This window comes from Streptomyces sp. NPDC096012 (assembly GCF_040426375.1).
GTDB lineage: Bacteria > Actinomycetota > Actinomycetes > Streptomycetales > Streptomycetaceae > Streptomyces.
Map to the genome: position 1 here is coordinate 72729 of NZ_JBEOTD010000030.1, position 15503 is coordinate 88231.

Annotated in this window: 12 protein-coding genes; 7 read left to right on the forward strand and 5 right to left on the reverse strand. The window is 72.9% G+C overall.

Translation table 11 applies throughout. The features are described 5' to 3' along the window. Positions 1-125: 125 nt before the first annotated feature. Positions 126-1190 (reverse strand): hypothetical protein, encoded by a 1065-nt coding sequence (locus tag ABVB68_RS25940; protein ID WP_353603537.1) that lies wholly within the window; start codon positions 1188-1190, stop codon positions 126-128. Between the two features lies 1 nt (position 1191). Continuing rightward, positions 1192-1458 (reverse strand): phosphopantetheine-binding protein, encoded by a 267-nt coding sequence (locus tag ABVB68_RS25945; RefSeq protein WP_353603538.1) that lies wholly within the window; start codon positions 1456-1458, stop codon positions 1192-1194. A gap of 301 nt (positions 1459-1759) precedes the next feature. On the opposite strand from ABVB68_RS25945, the gene ABVB68_RS25950 reads away from it, so the two are divergent. Beyond that, positions 1760-2770 carry an aldose epimerase family protein gene (locus ABVB68_RS25950; RefSeq protein WP_353603539.1) on the forward strand — a complete coding sequence of 337 codons (1011 nt, stop codon included), beginning with the start codon at positions 1760-1762 and terminating at the stop codon, positions 2768-2770. A gap of 3 nt (positions 2771-2773) precedes the next feature. Here the strand turns inward: ABVB68_RS25950 and ABVB68_RS25955 are convergent, their stop codons facing one another. Next, positions 2774-3277, reverse strand: coding sequence for a hypothetical protein (locus ABVB68_RS25955; protein ID WP_353603540.1), 504 nt, complete (start codon positions 3275-3277; stop codon positions 2774-2776). A gap of 237 nt (positions 3278-3514) precedes the next feature. Between ABVB68_RS25955 and gltX the strand changes: the two genes are divergently transcribed. The 4 genes from gltX (at position 3515) to ABVB68_RS25975 (ending at position 9844) form a co-directional block, all read left to right on the forward strand. Then, entirely contained in the window at positions 3515-5002 is a 1488-nt protein-coding gene (gene gltX, locus ABVB68_RS25960) for a glutamate--tRNA ligase (RefSeq protein WP_353603541.1), read from the forward strand. A gap of 69 nt (positions 5003-5071) precedes the next feature. Further along, entirely contained in the window at positions 5072-6922 is a 1851-nt protein-coding gene (gene asnB / locus ABVB68_RS25965) for an asparagine synthase (glutamine-hydrolyzing) (protein ID WP_353603542.1), read from the forward strand. A gap of 40 nt (positions 6923-6962) precedes the next feature. Then, entirely contained in the window at positions 6963-8189 is a 1227-nt protein-coding gene (locus tag ABVB68_RS25970) for an MFS transporter (protein ID WP_353603543.1), read from the forward strand. 65 nt (positions 8190-8254) lie between these two features. Beyond that, on the forward strand, positions 8255-9844 hold the full coding sequence (locus ABVB68_RS25975; RefSeq protein ID WP_353603544.1) for a class I adenylate-forming enzyme family protein: 1590 nt from the start codon (positions 8255-8257) through the stop codon (positions 9842-9844). A gap of 36 nt (positions 9845-9880) precedes the next feature. On the opposite strand, the gene ABVB68_RS25980 is transcribed toward ABVB68_RS25975, so the two are convergent. Further along, positions 9881-12949 (reverse strand): AfsR/SARP family transcriptional regulator, encoded by a 3069-nt coding sequence (locus ABVB68_RS25980; RefSeq protein WP_353603545.1) that lies wholly within the window; start codon positions 12947-12949, stop codon positions 9881-9883. A gap of 300 nt (positions 12950-13249) precedes the next feature. Here ABVB68_RS25980 and ABVB68_RS25985 point away from each other — a divergent pair, with 300 nt between their 5' ends. Then, positions 13250-13672: a nuclear transport factor 2 family protein gene (locus tag ABVB68_RS25985; protein ID WP_353603546.1), complete on the forward strand. Its 423-nt coding sequence runs from the start codon at positions 13250-13252 to the stop codon at positions 13670-13672. Here the strand turns inward: ABVB68_RS25985 and ABVB68_RS25990 are convergent. Further along, positions 13627-14295 (reverse strand): NUDIX domain-containing protein, encoded by a 669-nt coding sequence (locus ABVB68_RS25990; protein WP_353603547.1) that lies wholly within the window; start codon positions 14293-14295, stop codon positions 13627-13629. The two genes, ABVB68_RS25985 and ABVB68_RS25990, sit on opposite strands and share 46 nt — an antisense overlap. Before the next feature lie 257 nt (positions 14296-14552). On the opposite strand from ABVB68_RS25990, the gene ABVB68_RS25995 reads away from it, so the two are divergent. Further along, a complete protein-coding gene (locus tag ABVB68_RS25995) occupies positions 14553-15464 on the forward strand; it encodes a TauD/TfdA family dioxygenase (RefSeq protein WP_353603548.1) in 912 nt (303 codons plus the stop codon). The last annotated feature ends 39 nt before the right edge of the window (positions 15465-15503 follow it).

Here is a 15503-nt window from a genome sequence, read left to right on the forward strand (position 1 = left end):
GGATCTTCGTGGAGCATGGGGCGGCGTCCGGTGCGTGCCCTCGGCGTGGGGTGGGGACGGGGCCGTGCCGTTCAGGCATGGGGGTGCCGGGCGTCGCGACGCCGCGGATATCCGTCACAAGGGCCCTACCGCCAGCCCCGGCCGGAGACACCGCGGAAGTCCCAGGCGTCGAGCCGGGTGAGGTCCGGCAGTCCGGCCGGGGCCGGTGCGGCGCCGGTCTCGCGGATCAGCAGGCTGGGAAGCGGCCGGTCCCGGGTGGGGCGGCCGGTCGGTTCGACGAACCCGGCGCCCAGGTCGGCCAGGACCTTGGCGGCCGCCTCCGGTGTGTCCCGGGTCCACATCAGCACGCGGGTGCCGGGCAGGGTCTCGTGGGCGGTGCGCACCAGGTCGGCGTAGACCTCCCCGGTGCGGGCCTCGCACTCCACGACCGTGGTCGGGGTGGGGCCGTCGTCGCCGTCCACGCCGGAGCGGTGGGCGACGAGGTAGCCCTGCGCGCGTCCCTCCTCCGACCGGGCGACGAGGTGGAAGTAGCGGGCCAGGGGGTTGGCGGCGCGCCATGCGAAGTAGGAGGCGTCGCGCGCCACCCGGACCCGGCCGTCGTCGGGCACGTCGCGGGCGACGTCGGTCATGGCGTCGAGGTCGGGGGTGCGTGCGGCGGTGATGCGCAGCCCGGAGCGCGCCCCGCGCAGGACGGGCAGGTCGTCCCAGGGGCCGTGGGGGCCGGCGCCGGTGGTCCGCGTCAGCACGGACTGTCCCCAGACGCCGACCTGCTGCCAGCCGCGGATGAGCAGCGCCGGTACGGTGCCCTGGTCGCCGAAGTCGAGCAGCCACGGGACGCCGTCGCGGCGCAGCCGCGTGAGTACCTCGTCGACCATCTCGTGGAAGAGCGGGCTGTTGCGGTGGCCGTCCGCGAGGATCGTGTCGGTCAGACAGGGCAGGGTGAAGCGGCGTCCCCGGTACTCCCAGGGGGAACCGAACACGCCGACCATGCCGACCAGTGCGGAGCCGTCGGCCGGCCCGGTGCGGGCCAGCACGGTGTAGCGGTCGTCGAGGAAGGGGTTGGCGTGGTACTTCCACTCCAGGTACGCCCGGTTGCCCGTGGCCCCTCCGGCCCACAGCCCTTCCTGGAGGGCGCAGACCTCGGCGTGGTCGGCGGGGGTGCAACCGGTGAGGGTGATGCCGGCGGCCACGTCAGGCCACCGCCTGCTTGGCGCATACGAACCGGGTGATCGAGTTCAGGGTGCGGAAGGTGTCCTGTTCGATGTCGGCGCCGGTGATGGGGATGTCGAACTCCGTCTCCAGCGCGACGAACAGCTCCAGGAACTTGGCGGAGTTGAAGACGCCGCTGTCCTTGAGGTCGTAGTCGGCCGGGACCGACTCCAGCAACAACAGGTCGCACAGGAGGGTGTGCAGGCGGTCGAACACCGCGCCCTCGGTGGGCGCAAGGCCGTCTTCCATGTCTCGTCTCACCTGTCTCGATTGGACGTGCCGCCGGGGATCGGACCGTCGCCGTGCTCCGCAAGCTAACGCCGCCGGAAAACCAGCCGGGTAACTGCGGCGCCACCCGCGGGAACTGCCGTGTCCGGCGTGCGGCGGCCCCTTGGTTACCGGCACGGTGCGGACCGCGGCGCCGCGGTTACCGCGCGGTGGGCAGGGTGCGGGGTGTTCGTGGCTACCGTCGAACGGCCGGGCCGGGCCGCCCGTCATCCCTGGGCAGACATGCACCGCGCCGCCGGTGCCGGAAGGAGTCCTTGTGGCCGTGGGTCCCCGCATAGAGCGCACCACCGTCGGTGTCGCGCCCGCCCGCGCCGGACGTCCCGCGGCGGAGGTGGAGTCGTACACGCTGGACACCGGCGCCGGGCCGGCGATGACGGTGTGGAGCTACGGCGCCACCCTCGTCGACGTCCGTGCCCGGGACCGGGAGGACCGCTACGCCAACGTCTGCGTGCGGTTGCCCGACCTCGGTGCCTACCTCGACCGCTCGCGCAATCCCTATGTCGGTGCCACCGTGGGCCGTTACTGCCGCTGTGTGGCGGGCGGTGAGTTCGACCTCGACGGCAAGCGCCACACCCTGGACCGCAACCAGGGCGCGCACCACTTGCACGGCGGTTCCGAGGGGCTCGACCGGCGCGTGTGGTCGGCGGAGGCGTCGCGGGACGGTGACGCCCTGGAGGTACGGCTGTCGGTATGCAGCCCGGACGGCGACCAGGGCTATCCCGGCGAGCTGACGGCGGGCGCGCACTACCGCGTCGGTTCCGACGGCACGCTGGTGGTCGAGTACACCGCGACCACCACGGCGCCCACCGTGGTGGGCCTGACCAACCACGCCTTCTGGAATCTCGCGGGCGGGGGCACCGTCGACGGACACCGCCTGCGGCTGGACGCGACGTACGCGGTGCGCTTCGACGCGGACCTGATCCCGCTGCCCGGCCCCGCGGAGGACGTGCGCGGCACCGCGCGGGACTTCACCGTGGAACGCCCGCTCGACGGTGTCACCGTCGACAACTGCTTCTTCGCCGGGGGCGGTCCGGTCCTCGCGGAGCTGTCGGACCCGGTCAGCGGCCGGGTGCTGCGGGTGGCCACGGACCAGCCGGCCGTCGGCGTCTACACCGGGGACTGGTTCGCCGAGCGGCCGCGCTGCGGGATCTGCCTGGAGACGGGGGCGCTGCCGGACGCGCCGAACCGTCCGGACTACCCCTCCGCGCGGCTCGACCCGGGCGAGGTGCACCGGCACCGCACCGTCTACCGCTTCGGCTGTGACACCGACTGACGGTCACGGCAGCGGGCGGTACAGGTGGGTCCGCCGCAGTCCCGCGGTGTCGCCGAACACCGTGCCGCAGCGGCGGAAGCCCAGCAGCTCCAGACAGTCCACGGTGGCCGCGAGATCGGGGTTGGCCTCGGCCCGCAGCACGTCCGCACCGCTGTCGGCGGCGAGCTTCAGGGCCCGCCGCACGCACAGCGGTCCGGCGAGCGAGGCGGCGACGACGAGGTCGGGCCGGACGGCGAGCCTGCTGAGGTAGGCGGGCGCCAGGGCCCGCGGGAAGACGTCCGGCGGTTCCTCGAAGGCCGGTACCCGGGTGAGGGTGAACATGGCGGCGGCCCGGCCGTCGCTGCGCATCAGGTGCACCATGCCGTCGCGGACCAGTGACTCGGAGGTGGCGGTGTTGCGCCGGGGCACGGGCGAGCCGTACCGCTCCCCCTGGTACCGGTCGCTCAGGCACAGCAGTTCGTGGACCTCGTCGGCGTCCGCGGCGACTTCCCAGGTGTGTGTCGTCAAGGCGCTTCCCGGCATCCTGATCTCCTCACGTCCGGACGGGTCCGCCATTGTGTCGGCCACCGCCGAACGGGTCCGGTAATCCGCGCGCACTCCCCGGTAACCGGGCCCCTCGCGGACCGCTCCCCGCCGCCGCGTGGCCGCCGGGCCCCGGCATTACCCGCCGGTGGCCCCGCCGTTACCGGCGACGGCCGCGCGGCCGGTTAAAAAGCCAGTCAGGCGACAGAAAGCGAGACCGTGATGCCCCTTCCGCAGCCCACCTCCCTGGGGGCGGCCGCGAGCGTGCGCACCAGCTTCAACCCTTCGCCCATCGGGCCGCCCAGCATCGGTCTGCTCCGTGCGGCCGTCGTCAACTGGGCGCTGGCCCGGCACCACGGTGGCCGGTTCGTGCTCCGCATCGAGGACACGGACGCGGCGACCGGCATGGCCGAGTACTACGAACCGCTGACGGAGGTGCTGCACTGGCTGGGCCTGGACTGGGACGAGGGTCCCGGCGTGGGAGGCGATCACGGGCCCTACCTCCAGAGCGAACGCCGGGAGATCCACCTGGAGGTCGCCCGCAAGCTGTTCGCGGCGGGCGAGCTGTACGAGTCGTTCTCCTCGCGGGAGGAGATCGAGGCGCGCAACGCGGCGGCCGGCCTGCCCGCGACGGCCGGGTACGACAACGGCGACCGGGAGCTGTCCGAGCGGCGCAAAGCCGCCTACCGCGCCGAGGGCCGCACCCCGGTGCTGCGGATGCGGATGCCGGACGAGGAGATCGTCTACGACGACCTGGTGCGCGGCAGGATCGTCTTCCCGTCGCGCAGCACTCCCGACCCGGTGATGGTGCGGGCCAACGGTGACCCGCTCTTCGCCCTCGCCAGTCCGGTGGACGCCGCGATGATGGGCATCACGCACAGTGTGCGCGGCGACGACCTACTGCCTTCCGTACCCCGGCAGCTGGCCGTGTGCGCGGCGCTGCAACGCATCGGGGTCAGCACCTTCACCCCCCGGTTCGGGCACATCGCCGCGGTGCTGGACTCCCGGGGCAAGAAGCTCAGCCGGGCCGTCCCCGAGGCGGAGGTGCTCGGTTACCGGGAGCGGGGATACCTCCCGGAGGCCGTCGTCAACTACCTCGCCTCGATCGGCTGGTCGCACTCCCGCGCGGGTGCCGTCTTCACCCGGCAGGAGCTGATCGAGGACTACGACGTCAGCCGCATCCGCACGCGTCCGGTCCGGCTGGACACGGCCGTCATCACCGACCTGAACGCCGCGCACCTGCGACGGATGGACACGGCCGGTTACACGGCGGCGCTGCTGCCCTTCGTGGTGCGCACCGGAGCGCTGCCGCCGAACCCCTCCCCGGACCAGCGGGAGCTGCTGGAGCGCGCCGTCCCGCTGGTGCGGGACGCCGCGAAGACGCTGGTCGAGGCGGCCGAGTCCCTGAAGTTCCTGTTCCTGCCCGACGACGGTGTGCCCGCGCACCCCGGCGACACGGATACCGTCGCGCTGGGCGAGGCCGCGGACCTCCTGGCCGGCCTGGAGGAGTGGACGGCGGACACGGTACGGCTCCGGCTGAAGGAGGGGCTGGGCACCGGTGCGCGCCGGGCGTTCGCCGCGCTGCGGATCGCCCTGACCGGGCGCCCGGTCACGCCGCCGCTGTACGAGACGCTGGCGCTACTGGGCCGCGACAGCAGCCTGCGCCGTGTCCGGTGTGCGCTCGACGCCGGGCGCTGCGCTCCCCGTTAGCCGCCCGCCGGACCTGTCACCCCGCCCACGCCCACCCCGCCCCCTCGCTTCCCCAGGGAGACAAGTGACATGTGCGGTATCGCCGGATGGGTCGCCTTCGAGCGCGACCTGAACCAGGAGCAGCCGACCCTGACGTCGATGACCGGAACCATGGCCTGCCGCGGCCCGGACGCGGTCGGCACCTGGACCGACCCCCGCGGACACGCCGCGCTCGGCCACCGGCGGCTCGCGGTCATCGACCTCGACGGCAGCACCCAGCCGATGACCCTGGACGTCCCCGCGGGCAGTCTGGCCCTGGTCTACAGCGGTGAGGTCTACAACTACCGTGAACTGCGCGCCGAGTTGCGCAACCGCGGACACACGTTCCGGACGGCCGGCGACACCGAGGTGGTGCTGCGCGGCTACCTGGAGTGGGGCGAACAGGTCGCCGACCGGCTGAACGGCATGTACGCCTTCGCCGTGTGGGACGCCCGCGCGGCGAAGCTGGTGCTGGTCCGCGACCGGCTGGGAGTCAAGCCCCTGTACTTCCAGCCGACGGCGGACGGCGTGCTGTTCGGCTCCGAGCCCAAGGCGCTGCTCGCCAATCCGCTGGCCACCCGCAACGTCGACCTGGACGGGCTGCGGGAGCTTTTCGGCTTCGTCAAGACACCGGGGCACGCGGTGTGGGCCGGGATGCGCGAGGTCCGGCCGGGCACGGTGACCACCGTCGACCACCGGGGCGTGCGCGAGCACGTCTACTGGGCGCTGTCCACCGCGGAGCACACCGACGACCTGGACACCTCCGTCGCCCGGGTGCGGGGGCTGCTGGAGGACATCGTCTCCCGCCAGCTGGTCGCCGACGTGCCGCTGTGCCTGCTGCTCTCCGGCGGACTGGACTCCAGCGCGGTGACCGCACTGGCCGCGCGGGAGCTGGGCGGCCGGGGCGGCAAGGTGCAAAGCTTCAGCGTCGACTTCGCCGGGCAGAGCGACAACTACGTACCGGACGCGGCCCGGCCCACACCGGACGCCCCCTACGTACGTGACATGGTCGCGCACGTGGGCACCGCGCACACGGACATCCTGCTGGACACCGGCTCCCTCGCCGATCCGGCCGTGCGCCGGGCGGTGGTCACCGCCCGGGACATGCCGAGCGGCACCGGTGACACGGACGTCTCCCTCTACCGGCTCTTCCACGCGGTCCGCCGGCACTCGGCGGTGGCGCTGTCCGGGGAGAGCGCCGACGAGGTGTTCGGCGGCTACCACTGGCACCGCTCCGCGGCGGCGCAGCGTGCGGGTACCTTCCCGTGGATGTCACCCGCCAACGGGGTGGCCGCGGGCAGCCAGGGCCGGGACGGCGGCGTGCTGCGGCCCGAACTGCTCGCGGCCCTCGAACTGCCCGCCTACATCGCGGACCGGTACGCCGACGCGGTGGCCGAGGTCGAACACCTGCCGGGGGACGACGAGGACACCCGTGTGCGGCGGGTCACCTCCCACCTCGGCATCACCCGGTTCATGCGCATGCTGCTGGACCGCAAGGACCGGCTGAGCATGGCCGTCGGCCTGGAGGTGCGGGTGCCGTTCTGCGACCACCGCCTGGTCGAGTACGTGCACAACGCGCCGTGGGCCGTGAAGAGCTTCGACGGCCGGGAGAAGAGCCTGTTGCGAGCGGCCGTTCGGGACCTGCTGCCCGCGTCCGTCGTCGACCGGGTGAAGAGCGCGTATCCCTCCATCCAGGACCCGGGCTACACGGCCGCGCTGCGCCGGCAGGCGAAGGAGCTCCTCGTCACGGCGGACCACCCGGTGTTCGACCTGGTCAGCAGAGCGTGGCTGGAGAACGCCGTGAACGACGGGAAGGCCCCGGCCATGCGCGGCGGGCTGGAGCGCTGTCTGAACCTCGCGGCCTGGCTCGACGTCCACCGGCCCCGGCTGCTGCTGTCCTGAACCGGCCGCTCGATCACTTGAGAAGGGTGCCTGCACACAGATGTTGCCGACCTCCGGCCCCGCGCGCCGGCTGATCGCCGCCGGGGTCCTGATGACCGCGGGCAACGGCGCGTTCCTGACCTGTTCGGCGCTGTACTTCACCCGGATCGCCGGGCTGACGCCCACCGCGATGGCGCTGGGCCTGACCATCGCGGGTGCGGTCGGCCTGCTGGCCGGCGTGCCGCTGGGGCATCTCGCCGACAGCCGGGGTCCCCGGCGCGTCGCCGTGCTGTTCATGACGCTCGACGGGCTCGCCGCGGCCGGATACCTGCTGGTCCGTTCGTTCCCGGTGTTCGTGGTGGTGGCGTGCGCGTTCACCGCGTTCCAGCGCGGGGCCCGGGCGGCGCAGCAGGCGCTCGTCGCGGGGTTGGTGGAGGGCCGGGAGGTGGTGCGGACGCAAGGGATGATCCGTTCGGCGAACAACGCCGGGATGGCGGTCGGTGCCGCGCTGGCGAGCCTCGCGCTGCACAGGGGCACCCCCACGGCGTTCGCCGTCGTCATCGGCGGGAACGCGCTGGGGTTCCTGGCCTCCGCGGCGCTGCTCGCGACCCTGCCGGCGGTGGCACCGTCACCCGCGTCGCCGCCGGGCGAGCCGAAGTGGGCGGTGCTGCGTGACGGGCCGTTCGCGCTGTTCACGGCGCTCGGGGCGGTGCTCGCTCTGCACTCGATGCTGCTCCAGATCGTGCTGCCGCTGTGGATCACCACCTACACCCGTGCCTCGACGGCGATGGTGACCGTGTTGTTCGTGCTGAACACGGTCAGCGTCGTGCTGTTCCAGGTGCGCGTCGGTTCCCGGGTGAGCACGATGCCCGGCGCGGTCCGGGCGTGCCGGACCTCGGGGCTGGTGCTGTTCGCCGCCTGTACGCTGTTCGCGCTCTCGGCGGGCGGTTCCGCCCTCACCTCGACCGTGCTGCTGCTGGCGGCGGGCGCCCTGCACGTGTGGGCCGAGATGCTGGTGTCGGCGGCGTCGTGGCACATCACCTTCACTCTCGCTCCCGCCGGCAAGCAGGGGCAGTACCAGGGGTTCGCGATGACCGGCTACGGGACGGCGATGATGCTGGCGCCCACCGTGCTGACCGTCTTGCTGATCGACTGGGGGACGCCCGGCTGGTTCGTGTTGGGTGGAGCCTTCCTGCTCGCGGCCCTGCCGACCGGCGCGGTGGTGGCCTGGGCGGAACGGTCCGGCCGCCCCGGTGCCCTGCGCGTCCCCACCCGTTCCCGAGCCTGAGCCGTCCGGCGGGGACCGTCCCACCCGGCCGGACCCGCCGCGCGTCACGAGGAGCTGCCACCACCATGACGTCCACCGACCACCTGCGCGCACACACCTACCTGGGGGCCGGCCCCGGTTTCCCCTGTTCGGTGTGGCGTACCCCGTTCGACGCGCTGCGCTTCTTCGCCCGCCGCCGGGGCGATGCGCCGCTGATCACCGCCGTGTCCCACGCCGGCACCGAGACCGTCCTCGACTACCGCACCGCCGAGGCCGCCACCCGCGCCCTCGCGGGCTGGCTGTGCGCCGAGTTCGGCGCCGGCCGGCCGGCCGTGCTCGCACTCGCCCCGGCCAACGACGTGCCGTCGGTGCTGGCACTGCTGAGCGTGTTGCGCGCCGGGTTCGGGCTGCTCGTACTCGGGCCGGCCGATCCGCCGGAGCGCCGGGCGCAGCAGATCGAGGCCGTGGGCGCGCTGGCCGTGCTGTGCCCGCCGGACACCGACGCGCCCGGTCCCGGCTGCACGGTGCTGCCCCGCTGGCAGGACGTGGCGGAGCGGGACTGGCCCCGGCCGGTGCTCGACCCGGCGGCCGACGCCCTGTACTTCGCGACGTCCGGTTCGACCGCGGCGTCGAAGCTGGTCGCCCAGTCACACGTGAACGCCGTCGCCAACGCCGAGGCGGTGCGCCGCCACCACGGTCTGGTCCCCGGTGACCGGGTGCTGGGCTGTCTGCCCGTCCACCACGTCAACGGCGCGCACTTCACGGTGCTGGGCACCATGGCGGCCGGGGCGCACACCGTGCTCGCCGAGTCGTTCTCGCCGCTGACGTACGCGAGGACGCTGCGGCGGTACCGTCCGCGTATCGCGAGTGTGGTTCCGGGGGTGCTGGAAGCGATCGTGGAGGCGTGGCGGGGCGCGGAGGTGCCCGCGGACTTCGACTACTTCGTCTCGGCGGCGGCGCCGTTGACCGCACGCACGGCACGGTCGGTCGCCGACCGGCTCGGGGCCCGGGTGCTCCAGGGCTACGGTCTCTCCGAGACCACGAACTTCTCCACCACGATGCCGACGGACCTGCCGGAGGCGGCCTACCGGCGGTTCGTGCTGGAGCCGGACATCCCGTCGGTGGGCGTGCCGGTGTACGGCAACGAGGTGGTGGTGCTCGGCGAGGACGGCCGCCCGGCGCGACCCGGTCAGGTGGGTGAGGTGTGCATGCGCGGGTTCAACGTGATGTCCGGCTACGCCGGGAACGCCGGGGCCACCGCCGACGCCTTCCGCGACGGGTGGTTCCACTCCCAGGACCTCGGCTACCGGGTGACGTACGAGGGCCGTGACTTCGTCGTGCTGACCGGCCGGCTGAAGAACATCGCCAAGGTGTCCGGGGAGACCGTCTCTCTGGAGGAGATGGACCGGGTTCTGCGCGCCCTCCCCGAGGTCCGCGACGCGGCCTGTGTCACGGTCCCGGACCGGTTCACCGGTGAGCGCATCATCGCGGCGGTGGCACTGGACGGGCCCGGGGACACCGCCGACGCGTGGGAGGCGGTGCGCTCGCGCTTCCCGCAGGCACTCCTGCCCTCGCACATCGTGCCGGTGCCGCGCATCCCGCGCACCGCGACCGGGAAGGTGTTGCGCCCGCAGCTGGCGTCGTCGCTCTCCGAGGAGCTGGGCCTGGCGCACTGACCCGCCGACGCACCGGCGGCCGCGCCGGTGCCCGGCTCACCGCTCCGCTGCCAGGTCCGCGGCGGGCAGCGTGGCCAGCAGGTCCGCAGCCCGGTTGTGTTCCTCGATCATGCCCGTGGTCGCGAACACCGCCATGGACTCGGCGAGCAGGGCGCGCGCCCCGGCCGGGTCGCCGGCCCGCCGCGCCAGGTCGGCCAGGTCCACGCGGACGGAGGCCACGCCCACCCGGTCCATGATGCCGGCGCGCAGGTCGAGCGCCCGATCGAACAGGGCGGCCGCCTGCGCCAGGTCGCCCTGGCGGGCGTGCACCCGGCCGAGGTCGAGCAGCATGTAGCCCTCGCCGATCACGTCCCGGTCGTCCCGGACGATGTTCAGGCCCTCGGTGAGCGCCTTGTTGGCGTCCTCCAGTTGCCTCCGGTGGAGGTGGAGCTGGCCGATGCGCTGGAGCACGCGGGCCTGTCCGCCCAGATAGTTCAGGTCGCGCCAGATCTCCAGCGCTTCGCCGAGTTCCGCCTCGACCCGCTGGACGTCACCCTGCCGCAGCAGGACGACCGCGCGCTGGACGATCACGGACGCCCGCGCCCAGGGCTTGGGACATCGTTCGAAGTCCGACTCCGCCTCCTGGAAGAAGCGCATCGCGGAGGCGTCGCGGCCGGAGAGCCGTTCCAGGATGCCCAGGTCCCTGCGGCACATGCCCAGGCCGTGGTGGTGTCCCAGCGTCTCGTACAGCTCCAGCGCCGCCGTCAGCGCCTTGCGCGCCTCGGGCAGGTTGCGACGGTTGAGGTGCAGCGTGCCCAGGGAGGCCAGCAGAGCCGCCTGGCCCAGGCGGTTGCCGCGGCGGCGCACTGCGGTCAGCGCCTTGCGGTGGGTGCGCGCCCAGTGGTCGAGGTAGCCGCGGGCCTCGAAGAAGGGGGCGAGACTGACGGCGAGTTCCCACGCGTAGTCGTCCTCGCCTTCCTGCACCAGGCTCTCCACCGTCAGGCTGAGGTTCTCCAGTTCGGTGTGCAGCCACTCCAGCGGTGCGGACAGGACGCTGCGGACATGCACCTCGGACGGGTGCCAGCGCGGGGCGGGTCCGTTGATCATGGTGGTCCCGAAGATGCGTTCCTGCGCCTTGGTGACCAGCAGCAGCCAGGCGCCGCTCATCCGGCGGATGGCGGCCCTGCGTTCGCTCTCGTCGGACTCCGCGAGCAGCCGGTCTCGGGCGAACAGCCGGATGATGTCGTGGAACCCGTAGCGCGGCTCCCCGGTGCCGTCGGCGCCGACGACGTCCAGCATCTGCACGTCGACCAGCGGCTCCATCAGGTCCGACGGGTAGGGGCTGGCGTCGGGGGCGTCGAGGAGGGCGCTGCCGATCCAGCCGGGGAACGTCGAGCCCTTGGTGAGGCTGAGCAGCCTCAGCAGCCTGCGGTCGGCGTCGGCGAGGTTGTCGTAGGTGACGGACAGGCTGGCCCGTACGGTCATCTGCCCGTGGGTCAGCTCGTCGAGGCGGCGGTTCTCGTCGACGAGGCGCTGCGCCATGGACGCCAGCGGCCAGTGCGGGCGGGCCGCGAGGCGGGCGGCCACGATGCGCAGCGCCAGCGGCAGTCCTCCCACGGTGGCGGCCAGTGCCTCGGCCGCCTCCTGTTCACCGCGCACCCGGTCCTCGCCGACGACCTTCTCGATCAGGTGCAGCGACTCCCGCTGGTCGAGAACGTCCAGGGTGACGCGGTGGGCACCGGGGAGCGCGGTCAGCCGTGCCTTGCTGGTGACGAGGACGCCGCAGGAGCGGCTGCCCGGCAGCAGCGGGAAAATCTGCTCCTCGCTCACCGCGTCGTCCAGGACCACCAGGATCCGCCGGTCCGCCAGCATGCTGCGGTAGGTCTCGCCCCGCTCTTCCAGGGAGTCCGGTATCGCCGGTCCGGGCAGGCCGAGTGCCCGCAGGAAGCGCCCGAGGACCTCCCGGGGCGCGAGCGGGTCCGCGCGGCCGCCGCGCAGCCGGCAGTAGAGCTGGCCGTCGGTGAAGTGGGTCTCGGCCAGCTTGTGCGCGACCCGGGTGGCGAAGGTGCTCTTGCCGATGCCCGACCGTCCGGCGATGACCACGATGCCCGTGGCCCGGTCCGGAGAGGTGCTGGTGAGTACGGACTCCACCTCGGCGATCAGGTCCTGATGGCCGACGAAGTCGGCGGTGTCCATGGGCAGTTGCCGCGGTACGTGGTCACGCTTGGCCGGAGGACGGTCGTCCGACAACGTTGTCTCCGTAGGCGCTTCCTCGATCGGCCGGACCGTGGCGGGCCGGGAGTCGGCGGCGGCCGTGGCGACCGCGGGCTGCTCCAGTCGCAGGGAAGCGTCCTCGGTGAGGATCGCCTGCTCCAGTCTGCGCAGGTCCTCGCCGGGTTCCAGGCCCAGTTCCTCCCTGAGCAGAGCGCGTCCCTCCCGGTAGGTCTCCAGCGCCTCCGCCTGCCGGCCGGAGCGGTACAGGGCGAGCATCAGCTGGCCGCGCAGCCGCTCGCGCAGCGGCTCCTCGCACACCAGGGCGGCTATCTCGGCGGTGAGCTGGTGGTGGCGGCCGAGCTCCAGTTCGAGTTCGAGGTAGTACTCGGTGGCGGTCAGCCGCTCCTCGTCGATGTGCCGGGCGACCCGGGCGAGCGCGTCGCTGGGCGTACCGTTCAGGCACGGGCCGCGCCACAGCCCGACCGCCGCGCGCAGGGCGGCGGCCGCCTCGGCGGTCCGGTGCTGCCGGGCCAGCGCGTCGGCCTCGGCCACGGCGCGCCGGAAGACGTTGAGGTCGAGGGCGGAGTCGTCGATGTGGAGGACGTAACCCGGCGCACGGGTCACGATGGTGGCCTCGGCACCGGCGCTCGCGAGAGCCTTGCGCACCCGCGACACGCAGATCTGCACCTGGGTTCGGGCCGTCTCCGGCGGCTCCTCCACCCAGAGCAGCCGGATGAGGTGGTCGACGTTCTGCAACCGCCCGCTCTCCAGCAGCAGGGCAGCGAGGAGGACCTGCTGCCGGCCCGGCGTGATGCGCACGACACCCCGGCTGTTGCTCACCACCAGGTCGCCCAGCACCTGGAAGGCGAAGCCCGCCGCCCGATCGCGAAGCTGGACCTGCGCAGCGCACATGTGACCTCCTCAACAAGCACAACACGCACAACGCGCAACACAGTTCAACACACCTGAGTGAGTGTAAGTGTCATCAGCCTGCGCAACCGAACCTGAGCACGAGCCGAACACCGCGGCACCGGAGGCGGGCCCGGCACTGACGGGCACCATCACCAAGGGTGACCGCGCTGTGGACATCGGCTGGTCGGCAGCCCACGATGCCGGTGCGATAGCGGCGAGTTAAACCGGTGTCGGATCATCACCCGGGGCGCCTCAAGGGGCGTCGCCTGCCCGTACCGCTTCCGAAAGGGCTTCCCAGTCATGAACGGTGACCTCTTGCGGATGTCGCATGCCGGTCCGGCGGTGGCGGCGGCCGGTGTGAAACACGTGCTGCTCACCTACCACTACCTGGACATCGGGGACTTCGACGGGTACGCCTCCCTCACCGAGAAGGACGTGACCCTCAGCCACCCCGGCAGCCCGCTGCGCAGCGGCCGCGAGGCGGTGCTCAACGCTCAGGCCGCACAGGCCGCTTCACCACGGCGGCACGAACTGGAGACCGTCATCGCGGCCGAGGACACGGTCGTGGTGCTGGGACGTGTGGTGGGGTGCGACCAGGAGGGCGCGGACGGCGTGGACTTCGCCGACGTGTTCACGCTGTCCGAGCAGACCCTCGTCAACGCCTGCCGCCGGTACTACTACACCCCGTCGCCGTGTGCGGTACCGGTGCCGCCCGGAAGGTAGGGTCCCCCGGCAAACCCCCGCCCGCACCGTGACGGCAGGCCCCCGCTCCGGCCGGCCGTGCGGTGCACACCCCCCAAGGCGGCTTCCGTCGCCTCCCGGTCGTCCATCTCCGCGTGTCCGGACAGAACGGCGGCCAGCGCACGGGTGTGTCCCTCGAAGGCGAGTGGCGTGACCTCGCCGAGCACACGACACGCCTGGGTCTCGCTGGTCCGCGCCGGTTCGGGCAACTCCGCCGCCGCACGTTCCGGCAGCAGCACGAACAGTTCCAGGGTGTCCCGGGTGCTGTACGCCCCGAAGAGCCGCGCGCCGCGCGCCGACGCCTCAAAGCCCGTCTCCTCGTACAGTTCCCGCACGGCCGCGTCCCGCCAGTCCTCGCCGGTCTCCACGTACCCGCCGGGCAGCGCCCACCGGCCGAGCCCCGGGGGGAGGGCGCGGCGGATCACGACGAGCCCGCGCGAACCGTCCTCCCCCGTCACGGGCTGCAGCGCGATCGCGACCGGCAGCGGATTGCGCCACTGCGTCTCCCCGCAGGCACGGCAGTCGAGCGGCCAGTCGGTACCGTCCGCGTACGCGGTGCCGCAGTACGGGCAGTGCGCGAAACGGCGCCCGTGTGTGAAACCCATGAACGCCTCACTTCCCGCCGGATGCCGGCCACGGCTCGGAGCGGCCGCCACGTTAGGCGCTCGGGAGAATGCCCTGTTAACCGGCCGGCTATCGCTGCCGGTCCGGTGGGGCACCGCTCAGTTGCCCGGCGGTTCCGGCGCTGTCCCTACAGTCGCTCCGGCGGCGTGACCACCGGCTTCGGCCCCCGCTTCGCCGGCCGCCGGAGTCCGAGTGGCCATCGGCATCCGTGTCGTACGTCCGAGCAGAGGAAACAGCCATGGAACGATCTGTCTCCGCGCCCTCAGGCGTCCTGTCCACGACGCATCCCAGTCCTGTCCGAGGGAGCTTCCGGGCGTCGCCGTCCGACCCCCACGTCGCCCTGCGGGAGCGGTTGCTGAGCAACGCGACGCCCTTGCCCGGTCCGACGGTACGGGCGCTGCCGGGCCACCGGACCGACGACGCCGACGGCCTGCATCAGGAGATCACCGAGCAGTTGTGGGGCCGGGGCCTGGCCGCCGTCCAGCTCGACGAACCACTCCCGCACGACCGCTACACCGAGCTGGGCCGCTTCCTGGGCACCGCGATACCGGAGTCCGACCCCGCGGTGCAGCCGTTCGTGCAGGGTGGTGTCGTCCTCAACCTGCGCAGCAGGCACGCGCCCACGGCGGAGGTGTCCTTGCAGCCCTTCGCCCGCAACTCGCTGAGCCTGCACTCCGAGAGCAGCGGTGCCGCGGTCGCCGACCAGCCCCGGTACATCGTGCTGATGTGCGTCGAGCCCGGTGACCGGAGCAGTTTCGCCCGGACCGTGCTGACACCGATGCGAGCGGTGGCGCGCCGGCTGTCGCCCGGCACGCTCCGGGTGCTGTCGCGCACCCGCTACCGCGACAGCCCGAAGGCGCCGCCCGTCGCGCGCCACTTGGACGGCCGGTGGGTGTTCTCCTACCGGGACTTCCTCGACCAGGAGCTGCGCTGGACGCACAGCGATCCGGACACCGACCCCGGGACGGTGAACGCGGCGCTGCGCGAGCTGCTCGCCGCCATGTACGCGCCGGACGAGGCGGCCGGTGTGCACTGGCGGCGGGGACTGCTCGTGGTGATCGACAACACCTACCACTTCCACGGCCGGACCGCCGGCGCCGCCGCGCCGCCGCAGCGGCAACGGCACCTCCAGCGCCTCCGTATCCGTTAGGACCCGGCCAGGCCGCCGCCGTCACCCGCAGGCCGTGAC

What these genes read in the sequence shown, in the direction of transcription:
- ABVB68_RS25945 (WP_353603538.1), bottom strand. Translation starts at nt 1,458, where the DNA reads ATGGAAGACGGCCTTGCGCCCACCGAGGGCGCGGTGTTCGACCGCCTG.
- gltX (WP_353603541.1), top strand. Translation starts at nt 3,515, where the DNA reads ATGCCCCTTCCGCAGCCCACCTCCCTGGGGGCGGCCGCGAGCGTGCGC.
- asnB (WP_353603542.1), top strand. Translation starts at nt 5,072, where the DNA reads ATGTGCGGTATCGCCGGATGGGTCGCCTTCGAGCGCGACCTGAACCAG.
- ABVB68_RS25970 (WP_353603543.1), top strand. Translation starts at nt 6,963, where the DNA reads ATGTTGCCGACCTCCGGCCCCGCGCGCCGGCTGATCGCCGCCGGGGTC.
- ABVB68_RS25975 (WP_353603544.1), top strand. Translation starts at nt 8,255, where the DNA reads ATGACGTCCACCGACCACCTGCGCGCACACACCTACCTGGGGGCCGGC.
- ABVB68_RS25980 (WP_353603545.1), bottom strand. Translation starts at nt 12,949, where the DNA reads ATGTGCGCTGCGCAGGTCCAGCTTCGCGATCGGGCGGCGGGCTTCGCC.
- ABVB68_RS25985 (WP_353603546.1), top strand. Translation starts at nt 13,250, where the DNA reads ATGAACGGTGACCTCTTGCGGATGTCGCATGCCGGTCCGGCGGTGGCG.
- ABVB68_RS25990 (WP_353603547.1), bottom strand. Translation starts at nt 14,295, where the DNA reads ATGGGTTTCACACACGGGCGCCGTTTCGCGCACTGCCCGTACTGCGGC.
- ABVB68_RS25995 (WP_353603548.1), top strand. Translation starts at nt 14,553, where the DNA reads ATGGAACGATCTGTCTCCGCGCCCTCAGGCGTCCTGTCCACGACGCAT.